The 23,369-nt window shown below is 60.0% G+C and carries 22 protein-coding genes and 1 pseudogene; 17 read left to right on the top strand and 6 right to left on the bottom strand.

Annotated features, from left to right (window positions below; genetic code table 11):
- Positions 1–34 precede the first annotated feature (34 nt).
- Complete coding sequence (locus NR164_RS23985; RefSeq protein ID WP_057004242.1) at positions 35–1,759, top strand: ABC transporter ATP-binding protein/permease; 1,725 nt, start codon at positions 35–37, stop codon at positions 1,757–1,759.
- 198 nt (positions 1,760–1,957) lie between these two features.
- Here the strand turns inward: NR164_RS23985 and NR164_RS23980 are convergent, their stop codons facing one another.
- Entirely contained in the window at positions 1,958–2,395 is a 438-nt protein-coding gene (locus NR164_RS23980) for a YhcB family protein (protein WP_003171734.1), read from the bottom strand.
- Between the two features lie 147 nt (positions 2,396–2,542).
- On the opposite strand from NR164_RS23980, the gene NR164_RS23975 reads away from it, so the two are divergent.
- The 3 genes from NR164_RS23975 to zapE all read left to right on the top strand — a co-directional run bounded on the left by NR164_RS23975 (position 2,543) and on the right by zapE (position 5,726).
- Complete coding sequence (locus tag NR164_RS23975) at positions 2,543–3,172, top strand: alpha/beta hydrolase (protein ID WP_256823340.1); 630 nt, start codon at positions 2,543–2,545, stop codon at positions 3,170–3,172.
- A gap of 24 nt (positions 3,173–3,196) precedes the next feature.
- Positions 3,197–4,552 (top strand): tryptophan--tRNA ligase, encoded by a 1,356-nt coding sequence (locus NR164_RS23970; protein ID WP_057004243.1) that lies wholly within the window; start codon positions 3,197–3,199, stop codon positions 4,550–4,552.
- 79 nt (positions 4,553–4,631) lie between these two features.
- On the top strand, positions 4,632–5,726 hold the full coding sequence (zapE, locus tag NR164_RS23965; protein WP_046384701.1) for a cell division protein ZapE: 1,095 nt from the start codon (positions 4,632–4,634) through the stop codon (positions 5,724–5,726).
- 129 nt (positions 5,727–5,855) lie between these two features.
- Here zapE and NR164_RS23960 read toward each other — a convergent pair whose 3' ends face one another.
- Complete coding sequence (locus NR164_RS23960) at positions 5,856–6,776, bottom strand: GlxA family transcriptional regulator (protein WP_169850558.1); 921 nt, start codon at positions 6,774–6,776, stop codon at positions 5,856–5,858.
- A 220-nt stretch (positions 6,777–6,996) separates the two neighbouring features.
- On the opposite strand from NR164_RS23960, the gene NR164_RS23955 reads away from it, so the two are divergent.
- Positions 6,997–8,133, top strand: coding sequence for an acyl-CoA dehydrogenase family protein (locus tag NR164_RS23955; RefSeq protein ID WP_017845424.1), 1,137 nt, complete (start codon positions 6,997–6,999; stop codon positions 8,131–8,133).
- Between the two features lie 114 nt (positions 8,134–8,247).
- On the opposite strand, the gene NR164_RS23950 is transcribed toward NR164_RS23955, so the two are convergent.
- Positions 8,248–9,288, bottom strand: coding sequence for an NADP(H)-dependent aldo-keto reductase (locus NR164_RS23950; RefSeq protein WP_057004245.1), 1,041 nt, complete (start codon positions 9,286–9,288; stop codon positions 8,248–8,250).
- 248 nt (positions 9,289–9,536) lie between these two features.
- On the opposite strand from NR164_RS23950, the gene rplM reads away from it, so the two are divergent.
- From rplM to NR164_RS23910, 8 genes are all read left to right on the top strand, one after another.
- Positions 9,537–9,965 (top strand): 50S ribosomal protein L13, encoded by a 429-nt coding sequence (gene rplM, locus NR164_RS23945; protein WP_010568039.1) that lies wholly within the window; start codon positions 9,537–9,539, stop codon positions 9,963–9,965.
- Between the two features lie 14 nt (positions 9,966–9,979).
- On the top strand, positions 9,980–10,372 hold the full coding sequence (rpsI, locus tag NR164_RS23940) for a 30S ribosomal protein S9 (protein ID WP_003171743.1): 393 nt from the start codon (positions 9,980–9,982) through the stop codon (positions 10,370–10,372).
- A 266-nt stretch (positions 10,373–10,638) separates the two neighbouring features.
- The gene (gene petA / locus NR164_RS23935; RefSeq protein WP_026139825.1) at positions 10,639–11,232 is read left to right on the top strand and encodes a ubiquinol-cytochrome c reductase iron-sulfur subunit; all 594 of its coding nucleotides are present in this window, start codon (positions 10,639–10,641) and stop codon (positions 11,230–11,232) included.
- On the top strand, positions 11,232–12,443 hold the full coding sequence (locus NR164_RS23930) for a cytochrome bc complex cytochrome b subunit (protein ID WP_017845421.1): 1,212 nt from the start codon (positions 11,232–11,234) through the stop codon (positions 12,441–12,443). The genes petA and NR164_RS23930 overlap by 1 nt, the downstream gene beginning before the upstream one ends.
- Positions 12,443–13,222, top strand: a complete 780-nt coding sequence (locus tag NR164_RS23925; protein ID WP_046384697.1) for a cytochrome c1 — start codon at positions 12,443–12,445, stop codon at positions 13,220–13,222. The genes NR164_RS23930 and NR164_RS23925 overlap by 1 nt, the downstream gene beginning before the upstream one ends.
- A gap of 146 nt (positions 13,223–13,368) precedes the next feature.
- Positions 13,369–13,986, top strand: a complete 618-nt coding sequence (locus tag NR164_RS23920; RefSeq protein WP_010568030.1) for a glutathione S-transferase N-terminal domain-containing protein — start codon at positions 13,369–13,371, stop codon at positions 13,984–13,986.
- A 17-nt stretch (positions 13,987–14,003) separates the two neighbouring features.
- The gene (locus NR164_RS23915) at positions 14,004–14,423 is read left to right on the top strand and encodes a ClpXP protease specificity-enhancing factor (RefSeq protein WP_017845419.1); all 420 of its coding nucleotides are present in this window, start codon (positions 14,004–14,006) and stop codon (positions 14,421–14,423) included.
- Positions 14,424–14,581: 158 nt separating this feature from the next.
- Positions 14,582–15,331, top strand: coding sequence for a FadR/GntR family transcriptional regulator (locus tag NR164_RS23910; protein WP_017845418.1), 750 nt, complete (start codon positions 14,582–14,584; stop codon positions 15,329–15,331).
- On the opposite strand, the gene NR164_RS23905 is transcribed toward NR164_RS23910, so the two are convergent.
- From NR164_RS23905 to NR164_RS23895, 3 genes and pseudogenes are all read right to left on the bottom strand, one after another.
- On the bottom strand, positions 15,328–15,522 hold the full coding sequence (locus NR164_RS23905; RefSeq protein ID WP_227778786.1) for a hypothetical protein: 195 nt from the start codon (positions 15,520–15,522) through the stop codon (positions 15,328–15,330). The genes NR164_RS23910 and NR164_RS23905 overlap by 4 nt on opposite strands.
- 139 nt (positions 15,523–15,661) lie before the next feature.
- Positions 15,662–16,024: a hypothetical protein gene (locus NR164_RS23900; RefSeq protein WP_169863710.1), complete on the bottom strand. Its 363-nt coding sequence runs from the start codon at positions 16,022–16,024 to the stop codon at positions 15,662–15,664.
- A 114-nt stretch (positions 16,025–16,138) separates the two neighbouring features.
- Positions 16,139–17,311, bottom strand: a pseudogene (locus NR164_RS23895) (phospholipase).
- A gap of 223 nt (positions 17,312–17,534) precedes the next feature.
- Here NR164_RS23895 and kdgD point away from each other — a divergent pair.
- The 4 genes from kdgD to garD all read left to right on the top strand — a co-directional run bounded on the left by kdgD (position 17,535) and on the right by garD (position 23,241).
- Positions 17,535–18,446, top strand: a complete 912-nt coding sequence (kdgD, locus tag NR164_RS23890) for a 5-dehydro-4-deoxyglucarate dehydratase (RefSeq protein ID WP_017845414.1) — start codon at positions 17,535–17,537, stop codon at positions 18,444–18,446.
- Positions 18,447–18,500: 54 nt separating this feature from the next.
- The gene (locus NR164_RS23885; RefSeq protein WP_201021900.1) at positions 18,501–19,946 is read left to right on the top strand and encodes an aldehyde dehydrogenase family protein; all 1,446 of its coding nucleotides are present in this window, start codon (positions 18,501–18,503) and stop codon (positions 19,944–19,946) included.
- Between the two features lie 364 nt (positions 19,947–20,310).
- Positions 20,311–21,675 (top strand): MFS transporter, encoded by a 1,365-nt coding sequence (locus tag NR164_RS23880; protein ID WP_046384693.1) that lies wholly within the window; start codon positions 20,311–20,313, stop codon positions 21,673–21,675.
- 12 nt (positions 21,676–21,687) lie between these two features.
- Positions 21,688–23,241 carry a galactarate dehydratase gene (garD, locus tag NR164_RS23875; RefSeq protein ID WP_256823339.1) on the top strand — a complete coding sequence of 518 codons (1,554 nt, stop codon included), beginning with the start codon at positions 21,688–21,690 and terminating at the stop codon, positions 23,239–23,241.
- Positions 23,242–23,369 lie beyond the last annotated feature (128 nt).

Here is a 23,369-nt window from a genome sequence, read left to right as displayed (position 1 = left end):
ACGCCTGCCATCTATTTCCTACCGAGCCTGAACGATGAATCAGAACGCTGAGTATTCCGCGGTCAACGACGCGGTGCGTGGGCACTTTTTTCGCCGAACCTGGGCGATGATCACGCCCTATTGGCGCAGTGAAGAAAAGGGCAAGGCATGGTTGCTGTTGTTGGCGGTGATTGGTTTGTCGCTGTTCAGCGTCGCGATCTCCGTGTGGATCAACCACTGGTACAAGGATTTCTACAACGCCCTGGAACATAAGGACACGGCGGCCTTCTGGCAACTGATCGGCTATTTCGGCGGCATCGCTGCGGTGGCCATCCTCGGTGCGGTTTATCGCTTGTACCTGACCCAGATGCTGACCATCCGTTGGCGGGCCTGGTTGACCGAAAAACACTTCGCACGCTGGCTCAGCGACAAAAACTACTACCAGCTGGAGCAGGGCGGTTACACCGATAACCCGGACCAGCGGATCTCCGAAGACCTCAATAACTTCACCTCCAGCAGCTTGAGCCTCGGCCTGGGCCTGCTGCGCAATGTGGTCAGCCTGGTGTCGTTTTCGATCATCCTGTGGGGTGTGTCGGGCAGCATCGAAGTGTTCGGTATCACCATTCCCGGCTACATGTTCTGGTGTGCATTGCTCTATGCCGCCGTGGGCAGTTGGCTGACGCACCTGATCGGGCGTCGCTTGATCGGGCTGAACAATCAACAACAACGCTTCGAGGCGGATTTGCGCTTCTCGATGGTCCGGGTCCGCGAGAATGCCGAGAGCATTGCCTTGTACAACGGCGAGCCCAACGAAAATCGCCGTTTGAGCCAACGCTTCGGCCGGGTCTGGCATAACTTCTGGGACATCATGAAAGTGTCCAAGCGCCTGACTTTCTTCACCGCCGGCTACAGCCAGATCGCAATCATCTTCCCGTTCATCGTCGCCGCGCCGCGCTACTTCACCGGCAAGATCGAGCTGGGCGAGCTGATGCAAATCAACTCGGCGTTCGGCAACGTCCAGGAGAACTTCAGTTGGTTTATCGGCGCGTACACGGAGCTGGCCAGTTGGCGCGCCACCAGTGATCGTCTGCTGAGTTTCCAGCAGGCCATGAGCGATAACGAGCAGCGCCCCGCGGCCATCGACGTGCGCCCGGAAGGCGAGCGCCTGGTGGTAGAGAAGCTCGGCATGGACCTGGCCGATGGCCGCCACTTGCTCGCCGGCGCCGACATGGTCGTCGAGCCGGGCCAGCGCCTGATGCTCAGCGGGCGTTCCGGCAGCGGTAAAAGTACGTTGCTGCGTGCCATGGGCCAGCTGTGGCCGGCGGGCCATGGCAGCATCCGCCTGCCAGCGGCGCGTTACCTGTTCCTGCCGCAGAAGCCGTATCTGCCGATCGGCACGTTGAAGGCCGCGCTGAGTTATCCACAGGACGACGGCGTGTACATGGACGAACGTTATGCACAGGTCCTGGAAACCTGCCGCTTGCCGCATCTGGTCGCGCGGCTGGACGAAGCCAACCACTGGCAGCGCATGCTCTCGCCCGGCGAGCAGCAGCGCCTGGCCTTTGCCCGTGCGTTGTTGTTCGCACCGCAGTGGCTGTACATGGACGAAGCGACGTCGGCCATGGATGAAGAGGATGAGGCGACGTTGTACCAGGCGTTGATCGATGAGCTGCCGGGGCTGAGCATCGTCAGCGTCGGCCATCGCAGCAGCCTCAAGCGCTTCCATGGGCGGCATGTGCGGATCGAAAGCGGCCACCTGCAAGAACAACCCGTGTCCTGAGGGCCGTACTCGGTCAGTGTGGGAGGGAGCTTGCTCCCGATAGCAGTGTGTCAGTCAGCCTATATATCAACTGATCCGCCGCTATCGGGAGCAAGCTCCCTCCCACAATGGCATCCCCGCTGGTCTGGAGATTGAGGCCCAACAAAAAGCCCGGCTGATCATCGATCAGCCGGGCTTTTTTACAGCGCCTGAAAAGACTTACTTCTTCAAGCCGTAATGCTCATCCAGCATGCCAGGGGCGTTCGGCGTTTTTGGCGCGTAGTCCCGTGGCGGCTCCTGGTTTTCCCGTGGCGGGGTCAGGCGTTCCCGTGGGGTTTGCGGTGCATCGGAATGCAGCGCGGCCAGCAGGCGCTGACGGGTGATGTCGTCGAGCGCCAGGCGGTTGGCGCCGTCGGCGAGGTGATCCTGTACTTCCTGGTAGCTCTGGGTGAGCTTCTTGACCAGGGTCGCGGTGCTGTTGAAGTGGGTAACAACCTCGTTCTGATAACTGTCAAAACGTTCCTGAATGTCATCCAACTGACGCTGCGTGCGGTTAGGCGCGGCATTCGGCAGCAAGCGAGCAACCAGGAATCCAATGGCGACACCGGCAACCAGGGCAAGAGTCGGCAACAACCAAACTAAGAGCGAGTGTTCCACGAGTCCTTCCTCTATAAACGGCTTTGCTTTACGTTAACGGCTCGGACCTGCGCTGTATACCGCGATTAAGCTCGCAATGATGCCATGCACAGACTTTTAGCTAGACGAGTCGACCCTTTGAGAGGTCACGGAGTTCATTCCTTGCTCATGCGTGAAACCCCTGTTTTGATCGATGGCCCGGTAGGCCAATTGGAAGCCCTGTACCTGGATCAGCCCGCGCCACGTGGCCTGGCGCTGATCTGCCACCCTAACCCGGTGCAGGGTGGGACCATGCTCAATAAAGTTGTTTCGACCCTGCAACGCACCGCCCGCGATGCCGGTTTGATCACCTTGCGATTCAATTACCGTGGCGTCGGTGCCAGCGCCGGCACCCATGACATGGCCAGCGGTGAAGTGGACGATGCCGAAGCGGCCGCCACCTGGTTGCGCAAGAAACACCCCGACCTGCCGATCACCTTGCTCGGTTTTTCGTTTGGTGGCTATGTCGCCGCCAGCCTCGGCGGCCGTCTGGAAGCCAAGGGCGAAAAGCTCGCGCACCTGTTCATGGTGGCCGCCGCGGTGATGCGCCTGGGCGATGCCGACCTGCTGCCGCAGAACTGCCCGCTGACCCTGATCCAGCCGGAAACCGACGAAGTGGTCGACCCGCAATGCGTCTACGACTGGTCCGCCACCCTGAAACGCCCCCATGAGCTGCTGAAAGTGGCAGAATGCGGACACTTTTTTCATGGCAAGCTCACCGATCTCAAGGATCTGGTGCTGCCGCGCCTCTCGAATTGATAGCAGTCTGATAAGCGATTACCCATGACGACTCGTACCCGTATCCTCACCGGCATCACCACCACCGGCACGCCGCACCTGGGCAACTACGCCGGTGCGATCCGCCCGGCGATCCTTGCCAGTCAGGACGCCAATGCCGACTCCTTCTACTTCCTGGCCGACTACCACGCCCTGATCAAATGCGATGACCCGCAGCGCATCCAGCGCTCGCGTATGGAAATCGCCGCGACCTGGCTGGCCGGTGGCCTGGATGTGAACCGGGTGACGTTCTATCGCCAGTCCGACATTCCCGAGATCCCCGAGCTGACCTGGCTGCTGACCTGCGTCGCCGCCAAGGGCCTGCTCAACCGCGCCCACGCCTACAAGGCGTCGGTGGACAAGAACGTGGAAAACGGCGAAGACCCGGATGCGGGCATCACCATGGGCCTGTACAGCTACCCGGTGCTGATGGCGGCGGACATTTTGATGTTCAACGCGCACAAGGTGCCGGTGGGCCGCGACCAGATCCAGCACGTGGAAATGGCCCGCGACATCGGTCAGCGCTTCAACCACCTGTTCGGCAACGGTAAAGAGTTCTTCACCCTGCCCGAGGCGGTGATCGAAGAAAGCGTCGCCACCTTGCCGGGCCTGGACGGTCGCAAGATGTCGAAGAGCTACGACAACACCATCCCGTTGTTCACCAGCGCCAAGGACATGAAAGACGCGATCTCGCGGATCGTCACCGACTCCCGCGCGCCCGGCGAAGCCAAGGACCCGGACAATTCGCACCTGTTCACCCTGTACCAGGCGTTTGCCAGCAAGGCCCAGGAACAGGAATTCCGCGCCGAGTTGCTGCAAGGCCTGGGCTGGGGCGAGGCGAAGAACCGTCTGTTCCAACTGCTGGACGGGCAACTGGGTGAAGCCCGTGAGCGTTACCACCAATTGATGTCGCGCCCGGCGGACATGGAAGACCTGCTGCTGATCGGCGCCCAAAAAGCCCGCGCCGTGGCCGCGCCGTTCCTCGCCGAGCTGCGTGAGGCCGTTGGCCTGCGTTCGTTCGTCAACCAGGCCGCGGCGCCGGTCAGCACCAAGAAAAAGGCCGCGAAAGCCGCGCGCTTCGTGAGTTTCCGCGAAGACGACGGCAGCTTCCGCTTCCGCCTGTTGGCGGCCGATGGCGAGCAACTGCTGCTGTCGCGCAACTTCGCCGACGGCAAGGCGGCTGGCGCCGTGACCAAGCAATTGCAAAGCGGCGCCGCGCTGGACGTGCGCCCTGAAGCCCTGAGCTTCAGCGTATGGCTGGACGACGCTGCGGTTGCCGACAGCGCGCCATTCGCCGACACCGCGTCGCGCGATGCCGCCATCGAAGCCCTGCGCGTTGCGCTGACCCCCCTCGAGGATTAACCCGACCAAGGGTTGATTGCCATTATCCGGGGCCGTCGTTACAGTGACGGCCCGTTTTTGTTGCCTTGCTAACGAAATTATGACGCCCCTAGAACGATATCAAGCTGATCTGAAACGCCCTGAATTCTTCCATGACGCGGCCCAGGAAACGGCGGTGCGTCATTTGCAGCGTCTGTACGAAGACCTGGTCGCGGCCTCGCAGAGTAAGCCAGGGATGCTCGGCAAGCTGTTTGGCAAGAAAGACCGCACGCCGGTCAAGGGCCTGTACTTCTGGGGCGGCGTGGGTCGCGGCAAGACCTACCTGGTGGACACCTTCTTCGAAGCGCTGCCGTTCAAGGAAAAGGTCCGCACGCACTTCCACCGCTTCATGAAGCGCGTCCATGAAGAGATGAAAACCCTGCCGGGCGAGAAAAACCCGTTGACCATCATCGCCAAGCGGTTCTCCGCAGAGGCGCGGGTGATCTGCTTCGATGAGTTCTTCGTCTCCGACATCACCGACGCCATGATCCTCGGCACCCTGATGGAAGAGCTGTTCAAGAACGGCGTGACCCTGGTCGCCACCTCGAACATCGTGCCCGATGGCCTGTACAAGGACGGCCTGCAACGCGCGCGCTTCCTGCCGGCCATTGCGCTGATCAAGCAGAACACCGAGATCGTCAACGTCGACAGCGGCGTCGATTACCGCCTGCGGCACCTGGAGCAAGCGGAGTTGTTCCACTTCCCGCTCAACGACGCGGCGCAAGATAGCCTGCGCAAAAGCTTCCGCGCCCTCACGCCGGAATGCACCCAGGCGGTGGAAAACGACAAGTTGATCATCGAAAACCGCCAAATCATCGCGCTGCGTACCTGCGATGACGTGGCCTGGTTCGACTTCCGCGAACTGTGCGACGGCCCGCGCAGCCAGAACGACTACATCGAACTGGGCAAGATCTTCCACGCCGTGATCCTCAGTGGCGTGGAGCAGATGAGCGTCAGCACCGACGACATCGCGCGCCGCTTTATCAACATGGTCGACGAGTTCTACGACCGCAACGTCAAGTTGATCATCTCGGCGGAAGTCGAGCTCAAGGACCTCTACACCGGCGGTCGCTTGAACTTCGAATTCCAGCGCACCCTGAGCCGCCTGCTGGAGATGCAATCCCACGAGTTCCTGTCGCGGGCGCACAAACCCTAAGCACGACGCAGTAAAAAGTGTGGGAGGGGGCTTGCCCCCGATAGCGGTGTATCAGTGCCAGATGTACTGACTGATACACCGCTATCGGGAGCAAGCTCCCTCCCACATTTTGTCTCTGTACAGCCCTGATTATGCGGCTTGCTGGAACTGCTGGCGGTACTGGTTCGGTGACAGCTCGGTGTGCTGCCTGAACAGCCGCGCAAAGAAACTCGCATCGTCGTAGCCCACCTCATAACTGATGGTCTTGATGCTCTTGCGGCTGCCCGAGAGCAGCCCTTTCGCCGTCTCGATGCGCAAGCGTTGCAGGTAATGCAGCGGCTTGTCGCCGGTGGCGGTCTGGAAGCGGCGCATGAAGTTGCGGATGCTCATGCCGTGCTCCCGGGCCACGTCCTCGAAGCGGAACTTGTCGGCGAAATGCTCTTCGAGCCAGTGCTGGATCTGCAGGATGATCACATCCTGGTGCAGCTTCTGCCCGCCGAAACCGATCCGTCCCGGCGAATAGTTGCGCTGCACTTCGTAAAGAATATCGCGGGCCACGGCCTGGGCGATGTTGGCGCCGCAGAAGCGTTCGATCAGATAGATATAGAGGTCGCAGGCCGAGGTGGTGCCGCCGGCGCAGTACAGGTTGTCGGCGTCGGTCAGGTGCTTGTCCTGGTTGAGCTGGACCTTGGGGAAGCGCTCGCTGAAGGCAGTGAAGAAACGCCAGTAGGTGGTCGCCTCCTTGCCATCGAGCAGCCCGGCTTCGGCCAGCCAGAACACCCCGGTCGCTTCGCCGCAGAGCACCGCGCCGCGGGCGTGCTGTTCGCGCAGCCACGGCAGCACTTGCGGGTAGCGCGTACTCAGGGCATCGAAGTCATCCCAGAAGGCCGGCAGCACGATGATGTCGGCGTCTTCCAGGCCGCCGTCCACCGGCATGATCACATCACTGAAGCTGCGCACCGATTGCCCGTCGGGGCTGACCAGGCGCGTTTCGAACGCGGGAGTCAGGCCCAGGCCTTGTTGTTTGCCGTAACGCAGGCTGGCGAGGTGGAAGAAATCCTTGGCTTGCATGAGGGTGGAAGCGAACACCCGATCAATGGCCAAAATGCTGACGCGCCGCAAGGGCGTGGAGATTTGGTTAGACATAATTTCATTTATTCTTATAGGGGAAAGTGGTCACCAGACGGCTGGATCGTCTTATTTTTTGTCGCATGTGTCCAGTGTCCTGTGACGCCTTCGCGGCATAGGCTCTGTGGTTCGTCTTTGTCCGACAATCCACGCAGGTGACCTCATGATCCCCAGAACGTTGTTCAGCCCGGAACACGAACTCTTCCGCCAGAGCGTGCGTACCTTCCTTGAAAAAGACGCTGCGCCGTTCCATGCGCAATGGGAGAAGCAGGGCTATATCGACCGTGCGCTGTGGAACAAGGCCGGCGAGGCGGGGATGTTGTGTTCCCATCTGCCGGAGGAGTACGGCGGCCTGGGCGCAGACTTTCTCTACAGCGCGGTGGTGATCGAAGAGATCAGCCGCCTGGGCCTGACCGGCATCGGTTTCTCCCTGCATTCGGACATTGTCGCGCCGTATATCCTGCATTACGGCAGTGAAGCGCTGAAGCACCAATACCTGCCCCAATTGATCTCCGGCGAGAAGGTCACGGCCATCGCCATGACCGAGCCGGGCGCCGGGTCCGACCTGCAAGGGGTCAAGACCACGGCGGTGCTGGACGGCGATGAGTATGTGATCAACGGCTCCAAGACCTTCATCACCAACGGCTTTCTCGCCGATCTGGTGATCGTGGTCGCCAAGACCGACCCCAAGGCCGGCGCCAAGGGCACCAGCCTGTTCCTGGTGGAGGCCGCTACGCCGGGCTTCGACAAGGGCAAGCGCCTGGAAAAGGTCGGCATGAAGGCTCAGGACACCTCGGAGCTGTTCTTCCAGGATGTCCGTGTGCCCAAGGAAAACCTGCTGGGCCAGGCAGGCATGGGCTTCGCCTACTTGATGCAGGAGCTGCCGCAGGAGCGCTTGACCGTGGCGATTGGCGCGCTGGCGTCAGCCGAAGCGGCGCTGCAATGGACCCTCGACTACACCCGTGAGCGCAAGGCCTTCGGCAAGGCGATTGCCGACTTCCAGAACACCCGCTTCAAATTGGCGGAGATGGCCACCGAGATCCAGATCGGCCGCGTGTTCGTCGATAAGTGCCTGGCGTTGCACCTGGAGGGCAAGCTCGACGTGCCTACCGCCGCGATGGCCAAGTACTGGGCCACGGACCTGCAATGCAAGGTGCTCGACGAGTGTGTGCAATTGCACGGCGGCTACGGCTTCATGTGGGAATACCCGATCGCCCGCGCCTGGGCGGATGCGCGGGTGCAGCGGATTTATGCGGGGACCAATGAGATCATGAAGGAGATTATCGCGCGGGCGCTTTGATTTCGATGGTGTGGCTGAGAGCCTCATCGGGGGCAAGCCCCCTCCCACGTTTTACTGGGTTCACACGGCTAAGTGTGGGAGGGGGCTTGCCCCCGATAGCGGTCTAGCGATCAATCAAGGTGCTGGATTAGGATGATCCTTCTGAATCGCCTCAATCCCCTCCAGCACCTCTTTCGACAGTTTCAGGTCAGCGCTGGCAAGGTTGCTGTCCAGTTGCTCCAGGCTCGTCGCACCAATGATGTTGCTGGTCACGAACGGCTGTTGCGTGACGAACGCCAACGCCATCTGCGCCGGGTCCAGGCCGTGTTTGCGGGCCAGGGCCACATAACGGCTGCACGCTGCTTCCGACTGCGGGTTGAAATAGCGACTGAAGCGGCTGTACTCGGTCAGGCGGGCTTTTGCCGGGCGCGCACCGCCTTCGTATTTGCCGCTGAGCATGCCGAATGCCAGGGGCGAATAAGCCAGCAGACCGCACTGTTCGCGAATGGCGATTTCCGCCAGGCCCACTTCAAAGCTGCGGTTGAGCAGGTTGTAGGGGTTCTGGATCGACACCGCGCGGGTCCAGCCGCGGGCTTCGGCCAGGGCGAGGAACTTCATGGTGCCCCACGGCGTTTCGTTGGACAGGCCGATGTGGCGGATCTTGCCGGCCTTCACCTGCGCGTCCAGCGCTTCGAGGGTTTCCTCCAGCGGCGTCAGGTCGTCTTCGTCCTTGTGCTTGTAGCCCAGCTGGCCGAAGAAGTTGGTGCTGCGCTCCGGCCAGTGCAACTGGTAGAGGTCGATCCAGTCGGTCTGCAGGCGCTTGAGGCTGGCATCCAGGGCTTCGACGATGTGCTGGCGGTTGTGGCGCAGGTGGCCGCCGCGGATATAGTCGATGGTGTTGCCGGGGCCGGCGATCTTGCTGGCGAGAATCCAGTCGGCGCGGTCGCCGCGGCTTTTGAAGTAATTCCCGATGTAGCGTTCGGTGGTGGCATAGGTGTCGGCCTTGGGCGGCACCGGGTACATTTCCGCCGTGTCGAGGAAGTTGATCCCCGCGGCCTTGGCCCGTTCGATCTGCGCGAAGGCCTCTGCCTCGCTGTTCTGCTCGCCCCAGGTCATGGTGCCCAAGGCTATCGCGCTTACGTGCAGATCGGTACGGCCCAGCTGTCGATAATCCATCGGGTGCTCCTTCGGGGAAAACAATCATAAAAGCAGGTTGAATTTTTTTTCGCAATCTGCATAATTGCCCACCTCTTTCTGCAGTGGAAGTGATGCGCCGCCTGCCGAAGAATCTTGCCGTTGAACGGACGCGCCGACCCGAGCCCCCGATAGCGTCTGTATCCGGCTGCCTTTGACTTGTCAAAGTACGCACTATTCAGTAAGATCCGCCGTCTAATTTACAGGGCGGCCCCTGAGGCTATTAAAGAATGACAACTTTTACTGCAAAACCGGAAACAGTTCAGCGCGACTGGTTTGTCGTCGACGCCGCTGGTCAGACTCTGGGTCGTCTGGCCACTGAAGTCGCCAGCCGTCTGCGTGGCAAGCACAAGCCTGAATACACCCCTCACGTTGACACCGGTGACTACATCGTGATCATCAACGCTGAGCAGGTACGTGTTACCGGCAACAAAGCGCAAGACAAAATGTACTACCGTCACTCCGGTTTCCCAGGCGGCATCAAGTCTTCCAATTTCGAAGGTCTGATCGCCAAGAAGCCTGAGGCCCCGATTGAAATCGCGGTTAAAGGCATGCTGCCGAAGGGCCCACTGGGTCGCGATATGTTTCGCAAGCTGAAAGTCTATGCGGGCGCTGCTCACCCTCATGCTGCTCAGCAGCCCCAAGAACTGAAGTTTTAACGGAATAGTTCATTATGTCGGCGACTCAAAATTACGGCACTGGCCGTCGCAAAACCGCAACCGCACGCGTTTTCCTGCGTCCGGGCACTGGTAACATCTCGATCAACAACCGCACTCTGGACAACTTCTTCGGCCGCGAAACTGCCCGCATGGTAGTTCGTCAGCCGCTGGAATTGACCGAGACTGTTGAAAAGTTCGACATCTACGTCACCGTTATCGGTGGCGGTGTAAGTGGTCAAGCTGGCGCAATCCGCCACGGTATCACTCGCGCTCTGATGCAGTACGACGAAACCCTGCGTGGCGCTCTGCGCAAAGCTGGCTTCGTGACTCGTGATGCTCGTGAAGTTGAACGTAAGAAAGTCGGTCTGCGTAAAGCGCGTAAGCGTCCGCAGTACTCGAAGCGTTAATTCGCTTTACGTTCCACAAAAACGCCCAGCCTCCTTACGGAGCTGGGCGTTTTTTATTGCCTGCTATTTATGCATAAATTTCGGCGTGACAACTTGCCACAGCCGTAGACCCCCTATACTACAAGGCTTGGAGCTGGAGCTCCGGGTAATTCCCTTGTCAGGGGTGGGGCTTTTCATTACCATTCGGCAAAATTTTTATAAGTTCAGATTTAATACTTAGTAGACGCCTGATTTAACAGGCCAAAAAGCTGATGGGAGAGGACTGAATGAGCAATGACGGCGTGAATGCAGGCCGGCGTCGCTTCTTGGTAGCAGCCACATCCGTGGTGGGTGCTGCAGGAGCGGTGGGGGCTGCGGTCCCGTTCGTGGGGTCATGGTTTCCCAGTGCCAAGGCGAAAGCCGCAGGTGCACCGGTGAAGGTGAATATCAGCAAGATCGAGCCAGGCCAGCAGATGATTGCTGAGTGGCGCGGTCAGCCGGTCTTCATTGTTCGTCGAACGGAGGAAATCCTGGGAAATCTGAAAAAGATCGAAGGCCAGTTGTCTGACCCCAAATCTGAGTTTTCCGACCAACCCGCCTACGCCAAAAACGAAGCACGTTCGATCAAGCCAGAGATTCTGCTGCTGGTCGGGCTGTGTACCCACCTGGGATGCTCACCTACTTTCCGCCCTGAAGTGGCGCCGGTCGACCTGGGCAAAGATTGGGTCGGCGGCTATTTCTGCCCCTGCCACGGTTCGCACTACGACCTGGCCGGACGCGTCTACAAGTCGCAACCTGCTCCACTGAACCTACCCGTGCCTCCGCATAACTACGAATCTAACGACATCATTGTCATTGGCCTCGACAAGGAGAACGCGTGATGAGTAAGTTCATGGATTGGGTGGATGCGCGCTTCCCCGCCACCAAAATGTGGGAAGACCATCTCAGCAAGTATTACGCGCCAAAAAACTTCAACTTCTTCTACTTCTTCGGCTCCCTGGCACTGCTGGTGCTGGTCAACCAGATCGTCACCGGCGTCTGGCTGACCATGAGCTACACCCCGTCGGCGGAGGAGGCATTCGCTTCCGTCGAATACATCATGCGTGACGTCGAGTACGGCTCGATCCTGCGCCTGTTGCACTCCACCGGCGCCTCGGCGTTCTTCATCGTGGTCTACCTGCATATGTTCCGTGGTTTGCTCTACGGTTCGTACCAGAAGCCTCGTGAGCTGGTGTGGGTGTTCGGCATGCTGATCTACCTGGCGCTGATGGCTGAAGCCTTCATGGGCTACCTGCTGCCGTGGGGCCAGATGTCGTACTGGGGCGCCCAGGTGATCATCTCGCTGTTCGGTGCGATCCCGGTGATCGGCAACGACCTGACGCAGTGGATCCGTGGTGACTACCTGATCTCGGGCATCACCCTGAACCGCTTCTTCGCCTTGCACGTAGTGGCCTTGCCGATCGTGATTCTCGGCCTGGTGGTGCTGCACATCCTGGCGCTGCACGAAGTGGGTTCCAACAACCCCGACGGTGTGGACATCAAGAAGCACAAGGACGAGAACGGCATCCCGCTGGATGGCATCCCGTTCCACCCGTACTACACCGTGAAAGACATTGTCGGTGTCGTCGTGTTCCTGTTCGTGTTCTGCTCGATCGTGTTCTTTTTCCCGGAGATGGGTGGTTATTTCCTGGAAAAACCTAACTTCGAACAGGCCAACGCCTTCAAGACACCTGTGCATATTGCCCCGGTCTGGTACTTCACGCCGTTCTACGCGATCTTGCGGGCGATCCCCGACAAGCTCATGGGCGTAATCGCCATGGGTGCGGCCATCGCGGTGCTGTTCGTGCTGCCTTGGCTCGACCGAAGCCCGGTCAAGTCCATGCGCTACAAGGGCTGGCTGAGCAAGATCTGGCTGTGGGTGTTCTGCATTGCGTTCGTGATCCTGGGTGTACTGGGCGTACTGGCGCCAACCCCTGAGCGCACGTTGCTGTCGCAGGTTTGCACCTTCCTGTACTTCGCCTACTTCATTCTGATGCCGTTCTATACCCGGCTAGAGAAGACCAAACCGGTTCCGGAAAGGGTGACTGGCTGATGAAAAAATTATTCGTTGCATTGATGCTTGCGGCGCTGCCGCTACTGTCCTTCGCTTCCGAGCAAGGCCCTGAGTTGGAAAAAGTCGCTATCGACGTGTCTGACAAAGCGGCCATGCAGGACGGCGCACGCACGTTCGCCAACTATTGCATGGGTTGCCACAGCGCCAAGTTCCAGCGTTACGAGCGTGTTGCCGATGACCTGGGCATCCCGCACGAGGTGATGCTCGACAAGCTGGTGTTCACCGGCGCCAAGATTGGCGACCACATGAATATCGGCATGCAGCCAGCGGACGCCAAGAACTGGTTCGGCGCTGCGCCGCCCGACCTGACTTTGGTGGCGCGGGTTCGCGGCACCGATTGGCTCTATGGCTACCTGAAATCCTTCTACGAAGACCCTGCGCGTCCATGGGGCGTGAACAACGTGGTGTTCCCGAACGTCGGTATGCCTAACGTTCTGGTCGGCCTGCAGGGTCGCCAAGTGATAGGATGCAAGCAGGTTCAGGTAGTCGAGGGCGGCAAGAAGCAATTTGACCCGTTGACCGGCACGCCGCTGACACATGAAGCGTGTGATCAACTGACCATCGTGCCCAAGTCCGGCGCGCTGAACGAAGAGCAGTTCGACGAGAAGGTCAAGAATCTCGTGACCTTCCTGGCCTACTCGGCCAACCCGGTCAAACTGCAGCACCAGCGCATTGGTACGTATGTCTTGCTGTACCTGGCTTTCTTCTTCGTATTCGCTTATCTGCTCAAGCGCGAATACTGGAAGGATGTGCATTGATCCAACCGTAAGCAATTGCTGTTAATCTTGCGCGCCCAGCGGCATCTCTAACCCGTAGCGACCTGGTCATCAGGTACTACTGAGATGCTCTCTGGGCGCGCTCGTTTTTGAGCTTTCGATAATTTCAACAAGCGAGGAGGACCGCCATGGGCGTGACCAATCGGTTGGCCTGTTACTCCGACCCCGCCGACCACTATTCCCACCGAGTACGCATCGTGCTCGCAGAGAAGGGTGTCAGCGCCGAGATCATCAGTGTGGAGGTGGGTCGTCACCCGCCGAAGCTGATCGAAGTGAACCCTTACGGCAGCTTGCCCACCCTGGTCGATCGTGACCTGGCGTTGTGGGAGTCAACCGTGGTGATGGAATATCTGGATGAGCGTTACCCGCATCCGCCTTTGCTGCCGGTGTACCCGGTGGCGCGTGCCAACAGCCGCCTGCTGATCCATCGGATTCAGCGCGACTGGTGCGGGCTGGTGGATTTGATTCTGGATTCGCGCAGCAAAGAGGCGGCCCGTGTCGTGGCGCGCAAGGAATTGCGCGAGAGCCTGACGGGCGTTTCGCCATTGTTCGCCGACAAGCCTTTTTTCCTCAGTGAGGAACAAAGCCTGGTGGATTGCTGCCTATTACCCATACTCTGGCGCTTGCCGATTATGGGCATTGAACTGCCGCGGCCGGCCAAGCCGCTGCTTGATTACATGGAGCGCCAGTTTGCGCGTGAGGCTTTCCAGGCGAGTCTGTCTGGTGTCGAACGCGATATGCGCTAAGGCTTAAGGAGCCGTTGATGAACTCCAGTCGACCCTACCTGGTTCGCGCGCTCTATGAGTGGATTGTGGACAACGATTGCACCCCGCACATGCTGGTCAATTCCGAGTTTCCTGCGGTTCAGGTTCCGCAGGGTTTTGCCAGCGACGGGCAGATTGTGCTGAACGTATCGCCCAGCGCAGTGCGCCACCTGCACATGGACAACGAGGCAGTCAGCTTCGAAGGGCGTTTCGGCGGTGTGCCGCATACGCTGTACGTGCCGATTGGTGCCATCCTCGGGATCTACGCCCGGGAAAATGGCCAAGGCATGGTGTTCGATCTGGAGTCGCCTTTCGAGGATGACGAAGCGATCGACGGGGAAGACGGCGATGATGTGCCGCCACCGGATACCGAGCCACCGCGTCCAAGCGGCCGGCCGAGTCTGAAAGTGGTGAAGTAAGCGGCTTTTGCCTTCGGGCGCGGCTGAAAAATGCCTCGGCGGTTGCCGGGGCATTTTTTTGCCTGGCCGTTGTAGATGAAAGTCATGCCTGGAACGGTGATCGTACAACCGCCATGGGCTATGATGCCTGTTCAGTTCACCAAGAAAGATGACCCAACATGGAAAACACCAACACCGCCCCTCGTCTTCCCCGCAAGCGCCGCAGCCTTGCCCAGGAATTGGTCACGGTGTTGTCCGAGCAGATCCGCGACGGCCAACTCAAGCGTGGCGACAAACTGCCTACCGAATCGGCGATCATGGACGCCCATGGCGTCAGCCGCACGGTGGTGCGTGAAGCCATCTCACGCTTGCAGGCGGCGGGGCAAGTGGAAACCCGCCACGGTATCGGCACCTTTGTCTTGGATACGCCAAGCCCCAGCGGTTTCCGCATTGACCCGGCCACCATCGTGACCCTGCGCGATGTGCTGGCGATCCTGGAGCTGCGTATCAGCCTGGAAGTGGAATCCGCGGGCCTGGCCGCGTTGCGCCGCAGCGACGAACAACTGGCCGGCATGCGTGCCGCCCTCGACGCCTTGAATGAAAGCGCCGCCCATGCCGGAGATGCGGTGGCGTCGGACTTCCAGTTCCACCTGCAGATTGCCCTGTCCACCGGCAACCGTTACTTCACCGACATCATGACGCACCTGGGCACCAGCATCATTCCGCGTACCCGCCTGAACTCGGCACGCCTGGCCCAGGATGACCAGCAGCACTACATGAAGCGCTTGAGCCGCGAGCACGAAGAAATCTACGAAGCGATCGCGCGCCAGGATTCGGATGCGGCGCGGGCGGCGATGCGCTTGCATTTGACCAACAGTCGCGAGCGGCTGCGCCATGCTCACGAAGAAGCAGAGGCGCAACGGGGTTAAGGGTAGGTCACGACCTCAAGCGCCACATCAGTGATGGGCTCGTTAAGATCGAACGGGACGGTGAGGAATCGTTTAACTACCTCGTATTGGGTAGCGGCACCTTCAAATTCGAGAATGTCTCCTTTGTAAATCACGCCATCAAAGGTGATCTGCTGTTTTTTGCCGTCCGGCATATTGAGCTCGTATTTCATGGTCTTCACACGCCAGTGTTGGAAGGTGGAGTGTTGCTTTATCTGCATGCGCAAACGGCCGTGAATACCGGTTCAGACACGTCCCCGGGGCAGGTCTGGTGCCTGCGACGAGAGCGATGCGGTGCGGATAAGCGCTGTGTCACTGCGAGACCGTTATCATCAACGGATCAGAATAGAACCTTCCCGATTCGCTGTTTATCGCGTATCGCACCTGCACCGTTTGGTTGACGAATTTCTTCAAGTCATCGGCAGCGATATCGAGCTTGAGATTCGACTCCTTCACGTAATCTTCCTTGTTGGGGTCGTACTGTCCGGCGTTCTTTTCCTGCCCTTCGGCTTCCGGGGACTCGGGGTCCGGTCCTACGATGATAGATACCTGGGCGCTTGCGGAAACCTCATTGGGCTCGGGGATGGAAAACTTTATGCGTGCGCCGCTTGCCAGGCTCACTTGAGCCGGGCAAGAAGCGTCGCCGCCGACAAGGCTCGGGGCTTTAATGGCCATGATTGAGTGCTCCTTTGCACAGAAGCCAGAGAGCCTGGCTCCTATGCGGGGTTATCGCCCTCGTTGAAAATCGGCGTAACTGTTAGAAATCACAGTCACGACAAACGGTACGGCTCAAGCCGGCGTATTGGGTGTGTAGTCCTTCAGCAGCAAGTACGTACTCCACCCCCACCAATCAGCGGTCCAGTGTTTGTCGTTCAGGTCATTCACGTCCTTGCGGCGCAGTACCTTGTCGCCTTCCATCTTGAACAGCGGCGAAAAGTTATTCGCCGGGTTCTGTGCCGCATTCAGGTCCGGCACATACAGCGGCGCCTTGAAGGTGGCCGGGGAGGGCGCGACACCGCTGATAAACGCGTCGAAGACCTCATCGGCCGACGCCTGCACGGCGCGTTTGACCTGTGCCCGGTTGGCCGCGTCGCCGGCGTCGAAATAGCGTTTATCGCCGTAGGCATGCCACTCGTCACCGACTGCATTGCGCACCTTGAGCCCGAACTTGCTGTCTTCATCGTGCATGAAGCGGCTGATCAGCGAGCCCAGCTCCCCAGGCGTCACCACGGCGGCCAGCTGTTTGCGCGGTACGCGCAGGTGGCCGGCGGAAAACAGATCGGTCAAGAAGTGATCGGCAAAACTGTTCATCGCATAGGCCAGCTCCAGCGCCTGGTCGGTGCCGCTTTGATGGGCGATGACGGCTTGTTGCAGCGCCGCCGTATGCCCGGCCAGGTAAGCCGACAACGCCCATTCGCCAAAGTGGTCGGCGTTGTCCGCCGCCAGCTTCAAGTAGCGGCCCAGGGGGAACAGTGCCGAGACCGCGCTGCCACCGCCGGTGATGCGGTTCCACTCTTCAGACAACGTATCTCCGAGCAAGGCGTAGGCGTCGTGGGCGGATTTGCCGTCCTTGATCGCCTGGTTGACCGCGTTGATCTCCTTTTGCATCACCGCCAGGATCTTGTGTGCTTCCTCCCGTGACGCCGGCAGTCCTGCCAGTGAGTTGAATGCGGCGTTAAAGCGTTACACGCGTTCGGCAGGCGAGGCGCCATCACTGATGGGTTGGCCCGGGATGCCATAAAAGTCGCCGCCCAGGGCGATCACTTGCCCGTAAGTCAGCGCCAGGCCGTTGGGCAGGTGCAGCTCGACGAGTCGTGCGGCAATCGCCGGGGCGTCTTTGGCGAAGCGCAACAGTGTGTCGTCGCCGATGGCAGTGTGTTCACCGCCTTCGAAACGCAGGGAAGGTAGGTTTTTTGCGGGTGCTGCGGGTGCTGCGGGTGCTGCGAGTTCAAGACCGGACATGTTAGCTCCTTGCTATGTCGTAGGAATCTTCCTTTATTACTGTATGTATATACAGCTATTCGAGCATAGAGGAAAAAACGCCTACGTCAATGCGCTCTCTCTCAACAGGCGGTTCGATGAATTGCAGTTGACGAAATATTTTATAGTTGTACGATGACGTATGACACAAGCAAAACCAACAACAACCTTTCGCCAGAAAGTCTTTGCCCAGGGTGTTCGAATAATGAATCCACAAGAACTGAAGTCCATCCTCTCTCACGGTCTGCTGTCTTTTCCCGTGACCGATTTCAACGCCCAGGGTGATTTTCACCAGGCCGGCTATATCAAACGTCTGGAGTGGCTGGCTCCCTACGGCGCCACTGCGCTGTTCGCCGCCGGCGGCACCGGTGAGTTTTTCTCCCTCGCGGCCAGCGAATATTCTCAGGTTGTGAAGACCGCGGTGGATACCTGCGCCACCAGCGTGCCGATCCTCGCCGGTGTCGGCGGTTCGACCCGCCAGGCCATCGAATACGCTCAGGAAGCCGAGCGTCTCGGTGCCAAAGGCTTGCTGCTGCTCCCGCACTATTTGACCGAAGCCAGCCAGGACGGGGTTGCCGCCCACGTGGAAGCGGTGTGCAAGTCGGTCAAGATCGGCGTGGTGGTTTACAACCGCAACGTCTGCCGCCTGACTGCGCCTTTGCTGGAGCGCTTGGCCGAACGTTGCCCGAACCTGATCGGCTACAAGGACGGCCTGGGTGACATTGAATTGATGGTGTCGATCCGCCGTCGTCTGGGCGACCGTTTCAGCTACCTGGGCGGCCTGCCGACTGCAGAGGTTTACGCCGCTGCCTACAAGGCCCTGGGCGTGCCGGTGTATTCCTCGGCGGTGTTCAACTTCATCCCGAAAACCGCGATGGATTTCTATCACGCCATTGCCCGCGACGATCACGCCACCGTCGGCAAGATCATCGATGACTTCTTCCTGCCGTACCTGGACATCCGTAACCGCAAGGCCGGCTACGCGGTGAGCATCGTCAAGGCGGGCGCCAAAATCGTCGGCTATGACGCCGGCCCGGTTCGCACGCCACTGACCGATCTGCTGCCGGAAGAATACGAAGCCCTGGCCGCGCTGATCGACAAGCAAGGCCCGCAATAACTTATCTATAAGGCCGCTGAGCAATCAGCGGCCTTTTGCGTCAGGAGAAGATTCGTGTCCCAAGCCAAACGTTTTGAAAACTACATCAACGGCCAATGGGTGGCTGGCGCTGATTATTGCGTCAACCTCAACCCGTCGGAGTTGTCCGATGTCATTGGCGAATATGCCAAGGCGGATGTCGCCCAGGTCAACGCTGCCATCGATGCCGCCCGCGCTGCGTTCCCGGCCTGGTCGACGTCCGGTATCCAGGCTCGCCACGACGCACTCGATAAAGTCGGCAGCGAAATCCTCGCCCGGCGCGAAGAGCTCGGCACGCTGCTGGCTCGGGAAGAGGGCAAGACCCTGCCTGAAGCCATTGGCGAAGTGACCCGCGCCGGTAATATCTTCAAGTTCTTCGCCGGCGAGTGCCTGCGCCTGTCCGGCGACTACGTGCCGTCGGTGCGACCGGGCGTCAATGTCGAAGTCACCCGCGAAGCCCTCGGCGTGGTCGGCCTGATCACCCCGTGGAACTTCCCGATTGCCATCCCCGCGTGGAAAATCGCTCCGGCCCTGGCCTACGGCAACTGCGTGGTGATCAAGCCGGCGGAGCTGGTGCCGGGCTGTGCCTGGGCCCTGGCAGAAATCATCTCCCGCGCCGGTTTCCCCGCCGGTGTGTTCAACCTGGTGATGGGCAGCGGGCGGGTAGTGGGCGATGTGTTGGTCAACAGCCCGAAAGTCGACGGCATCAGCTTCACCGGTTCGGTCGGCGTCGGACGTCAGATCGCGGTCAGCTGTGTCTCGCGCCAGGCCAAGGTGCAGTTGGAAATGGGCGGCAAGAACCCGCAGATCATTCTCGATGACGCCGATCTCAAGCAAGCCGTCGAGCTGTCGGTACAGAGCGCGTTCTATTCCACCGGCCAGCGTTGCACCGCCTCCAGCCGCTTGATCGTCACCGCCGGTATTCACGATCAGTTCGTCGCGGCCATGGCCGAGCGTATGAAGTCGATCAAGGTCGGCCACGCGTTGAAAAGCGGCACCGACATCGGCCCGGTCGTCTCCCAGGCCCAGTTGGACCAGGACTTGAAATACATCGACATCGGTCAGAGCGAAGGTGCGCGGCTGGTGAGCGGTGGCGGCCTGGTGACCTGCGACACCGAAGGCTACTACCTGGCGCCGACGCTGTTCGCCGACAGCGAGGCGGCCATGCGGATCAGCCGCGAAGAGATCTTCGGCCCGGTGGCCAACGTGGTGCGCGTGGCGGACTACGAGGCGGCGCTGGCCATGGCCAACGACACCGAGTTCGGTTTGTCGGCGGGCATCGCCACCACCTCGCTGAAATACGCCAACCACTTCAAGCGCCACTCCCAGGCCGGGATGGTGATGGTCAACCTGCCGACTGCCGGCGTGGATTATCACGTTCCGTTCGGTGGCCGTAAAGGTTCATCCTACGGTTCGCGTGAGCAAGGTCGCTATGCGCAAGAGTTCTACACCGTGGTGAAAACCAGCTACATCGGTTCGTAACACTGTAGGAGCGAGCTTGCTCGCGAAAAATTTCAACGAATACACAGGCATTCAGGGGGCACGCGGTGCCTTTGAGTTTTTCGCGAGCAAGCTCGCTCCTACAACGTTCCGTTCGGTGGGCGTAAAGGTTCATCCTATGGTTCGCGTGAGCAAGAGTTCTACACCGTGGTGAAAACCAGCTACATCGGTTCGTAACACTGTAGGAGCGAGCTTGCTCGCGAAAAATTTCAACGAATACGCAGGTATTCAGGGGGGCACGCGGTGCCTTTGAGTTTTTCGCGAGCAAGCTCGCTCCTACAGGGGCGGCGTCCAGCAACACATAAATATCACCCGCAAAAAAAATAATTAGTGGGAGTACTTCTACATGCAAGCGACCAAGCCGACCCATGTCCGCTATTTGATCCTGCTCATGCTGTTTCTGGTGACCACGATCAACTATGCCGACCGGGCCACCATCGCAATTGCGGGTTCCAGCCTGCAAAAAGACCTCGGCATCGACGCGGTCACCCTCGGTTACATCTTCTCTGCATTCGGTTGGGCCTACGTGGCCGGGCAAATCCCCGGCGGCTGGCTGCTCGATCGGTTCGGCTCGAAAAAAGTCTATGCCCTGAGCATCTTCACCTGGTCACTGTTCACCATATTGCAAGGCTATGTCGGTGAGTTCGGTGTCTCCACGGCAGTCGTGGCGCTGTTCATGCTGCGCTTTATGGTGGGCCTGGCCGAAGCGCCGTCCTTCCCGGGTAACGCGCGCATCGTGGCCGCCTGGTTCCCAACCGCCGAACGCGGCACGGCCTCGGCGATCTTCAACTCGGCGCAGTACTTCGCCACGGTGCTGTTCGCGCCGCTGATGGGCTGGATCGTCTACAGCTTCGGCTGGCAGCACGTGTTTATCGTGATGGGCGTGATCGGCGTCCTGTTCTCGCTGGTCTGGCTGAAAGTTATCCACAGCCCGCGCCAGCATCCGCTGATCAACGAAGCCGAGTTCAATCACATCGCGGCCAACGGTGCGATGGTCGATATGGACCAGGACAAGGGCAAGGGTAAGAAAACCGACGGTCCGAAGTGGGATTACATCCGCCAGTTGCTGACCAACCGCATGATGCTCGGCGTGTACCTGGGCCAGTACTGCATCAACGGCATCACCTACTTCTTCCTGACCTGGTTCCCGGTGTACCTGGTGCAGGACCGCGGCATGACCATTCTCAAGGCCGGGTTCATTGCCTCATTGCCGGCGATCTGCGGGTTTATCGGCGGTGTGTTGGGCGGGGTGATCTCCGACTACCTGCTGCGCAAAGGCCATTCCCTGACCTTCGCCCGCAAGGCGCCGATCATTGGCGGCCTGCTGATCTCCAGCAGCATCGTGGCCTGCAACTACGTGGATATCGAGTGGATGGTGGTGGGTTTCATGGCCTTGGCCTTCTTCGGCAAAGGCGTTGGCGCACTGGGTTGGGCGGTGGTGTCCGACACCTCGCCGAAACAGATCGCCGGGCTCAGTGGCGGCCTGTTCAACACCTTCGGTAACCTGGCGTCGATCACCACGCCGATTGTCATCGGTTACATCATCAGCACCACCGGTTCGTTCAAATGGGCCCTGGTGTTTGTCGGCGCGAACGCGCTGGTGGCCGTGTTCAGTTATCTGGTGATTGTCGGTCCGATCAAACGCGTGGTGCTCAAAGAGCCGCCAAGCCAAGGGCCTGAGTTGACCAACCTTACCCAAGCGCATTCCTGAAGGGGCCGTGTGATGCAGTTGATTGAACATGCCGACTCGCCGCGCTCGATTCGTTTGCACGAGCGCGACAACGTGGTGATCGTGGTCAATGACCAGGGTGTACCGGCCGGGACCGAGTTCCCGGACGGCCTGGTGACCGTGGATTTCATTCCACAAAGCCACAAAGTGACCCTCGAAGATATCCCCGAAGGCGGTCGGATCATTCGCTACGGCCAAACCATCGGTTACGCCCTGGCGCCGATTCCACGCGGCAGTTGGGTGCAGGAAGATCAACTGCGCATGCCCACCGCGCCGCCGCTGGACAGCTTGCCGCTGTCCACCGAGGTGCCAGCGGCCCAGGCGCCGCTGGAAGGCTTTACCTTCGAGGGCTATCGCAATGCCGACGGCACCGTGGGCACGCGCAATATCCTCGGCATCACCACCACCGTGCAGTGCGTCACCGGTGTGCTGGACCATGCGGTCAAGCGCATCAAGGACGAGTTGCTGCCCAAGTACCCGCATGTCGATGACGTGGTGGCGCTGACCCACAGCTACGGCTGCGGGGTGGCGATCACCGCGACGGATGCGTATATCCCGATCCGCACCGTGCGCAACCTGGCGCGCAACCCGAACCTGGGTGGCGAAGCCCTGGTGATCAGCCTGGGCTGCGAGAAATTGCAGGCCGGGCAGGTGATGCACGACAACGACAGTTCCGTCGACCTGAGCGAACCGTGGCTGTATCGCCTGCAGGATTCCAGCCGCGGGTTTAACGAGATGATCGAGCAGATCATGGCCCTGGCCGAGGTGCGCCTGAAGAAGCTCGACCAGCGCCGCCGGGAAACCGTGCCGGCGTCCGAGCTGATCCTGGGTATGCAGTGCGGCGGCAGTGATGCGTTTTCCGGCATCACCGCCAATCCGGCGCTGGGGTTCGCTTCGGACTTGTTGCTGCGAGCGGGGGCGACGGTGATGTTTTCCGAAGTCACTGAGGTGCGTGATGCCATCTACCTGCTGACTTCTCGTGCGCAAACCAAGGAAATCGCCGAGGAACTGGTACGGGAAATGGACTGGTACGACCGTTATCTGGCCAAGGGCGAGGCGGATCGCAGCGCCAATACCACGCCGGGGAACAAGAAGGGCGGGTTGTCGAACATTGTCGAGAAGTCCCTGGGCTCCATCGTCAAGTCCGGCAGCAGCGCGATCAACGGCGTGCTCGGCCCGGGTGAACGCTTCAAGGGCAAAGGCCTGATCTTTTGCGCCACGCCGGCCAGCGACTTCGTGTGCGGCACCTTGCAACTGGCGGCGGGGATGAACCTGCATGTGTTCACCACCGGGCGCGGCACGCCTTACGGGCTGGCGATGGCGCCGGTGGTGAAGGTCTCGACCCGCACGGAGCTGGCGCAGCGCTGGCCGGACCTGATCGATATCGACGCCGGGCGCATCGCCACCGGGCGTGCGAGCATTGAGGAGTTGGGGTGGGAGTTGTTCCACTTCTACCTGGATGTAGCCAGCGGCAGGAAGCAGACGTGGGCGGAGCGGCACAAGCTGCATAACGACATTACGTTGTTCAACCCGGCGCCGATTACCTGAGACCGAGTCGCCGTTATCGGGGGCAAGCCCCCTCCCACATAGGGTCTGCGGTGTTCATCCGTTGTGTGTCTGACGCAGATTCAGTGTGGGAGGGGCGGTGCGACGACTCGACTTGCCCCCGATAGCGG

Origin of the sequence: Pseudomonas sp. Pse79, from assembly GCF_024519615.1 — a bacterium.
GTDB classification, from domain to species: domain Bacteria; phylum Pseudomonadota; class Gammaproteobacteria; order Pseudomonadales; family Pseudomonadaceae; genus Aquipseudomonas; species Aquipseudomonas veronii.
This window is presented reverse-complemented; position numbering and strand designations above follow the sequence as displayed.

Coding starts and splice junctions, on each gene's coding strand:
- NR164_RS23985 (WP_057004242.1), top strand. CDS start 35: ATGAATCAGAACGCTGAGTATTCCGCGGTCAACGACGCGGTGCGTGGG.
- NR164_RS23975 (WP_256823340.1), top strand. CDS start 2,543: ATGCGTGAAACCCCTGTTTTGATCGATGGCCCGGTAGGCCAATTGGAA.
- NR164_RS23970 (WP_057004243.1), top strand. CDS start 3,197: ATGACGACTCGTACCCGTATCCTCACCGGCATCACCACCACCGGCACG.
- zapE (WP_046384701.1), top strand. CDS start 4,632: ATGACGCCCCTAGAACGATATCAAGCTGATCTGAAACGCCCTGAATTC.
- NR164_RS23960 (WP_169850558.1), bottom strand. CDS start 6,776: ATGCAAGCCAAGGATTTCTTCCACCTCGCCAGCCTGCGTTACGGCAAA.
- NR164_RS23955 (WP_017845424.1), top strand. CDS start 6,997: ATGATCCCCAGAACGTTGTTCAGCCCGGAACACGAACTCTTCCGCCAG.
- NR164_RS23950 (WP_057004245.1), bottom strand. CDS start 9,288: ATGGATTATCGACAGCTGGGCCGTACCGATCTGCACGTAAGCGCGATA.
- rplM (WP_010568039.1), top strand. CDS start 9,537: ATGACAACTTTTACTGCAAAACCGGAAACAGTTCAGCGCGACTGGTTT.
- rpsI (WP_003171743.1), top strand. CDS start 9,980: ATGTCGGCGACTCAAAATTACGGCACTGGCCGTCGCAAAACCGCAACC.
- petA (WP_026139825.1), top strand. CDS start 10,639: ATGAGCAATGACGGCGTGAATGCAGGCCGGCGTCGCTTCTTGGTAGCA.
- NR164_RS23930 (WP_017845421.1), top strand. CDS start 11,232: ATGAGTAAGTTCATGGATTGGGTGGATGCGCGCTTCCCCGCCACCAAA.
- NR164_RS23925 (WP_046384697.1), top strand. CDS start 12,443: ATGAAAAAATTATTCGTTGCATTGATGCTTGCGGCGCTGCCGCTACTG.
- NR164_RS23920 (WP_010568030.1), top strand. CDS start 13,369: ATGGGCGTGACCAATCGGTTGGCCTGTTACTCCGACCCCGCCGACCAC.
- NR164_RS23915 (WP_017845419.1), top strand. CDS start 14,004: ATGAACTCCAGTCGACCCTACCTGGTTCGCGCGCTCTATGAGTGGATT.
- NR164_RS23910 (WP_017845418.1), top strand. CDS start 14,582: ATGGAAAACACCAACACCGCCCCTCGTCTTCCCCGCAAGCGCCGCAGC.
- NR164_RS23905 (WP_227778786.1), bottom strand. CDS start 15,522: ATGAAATACGAGCTCAATATGCCGGACGGCAAAAAACAGCAGATCACC.
- NR164_RS23900 (WP_169863710.1), bottom strand. CDS start 16,024: ATGGCCATTAAAGCCCCGAGCCTTGTCGGCGGCGACGCTTCTTGCCCG.
- kdgD (WP_017845414.1), top strand. CDS start 17,535: ATGAATCCACAAGAACTGAAGTCCATCCTCTCTCACGGTCTGCTGTCT.
- NR164_RS23880 (WP_046384693.1), top strand. CDS start 20,311: ATGCAAGCGACCAAGCCGACCCATGTCCGCTATTTGATCCTGCTCATG.
- garD (WP_256823339.1), top strand. CDS start 21,688: ATGCAGTTGATTGAACATGCCGACTCGCCGCGCTCGATTCGTTTGCAC.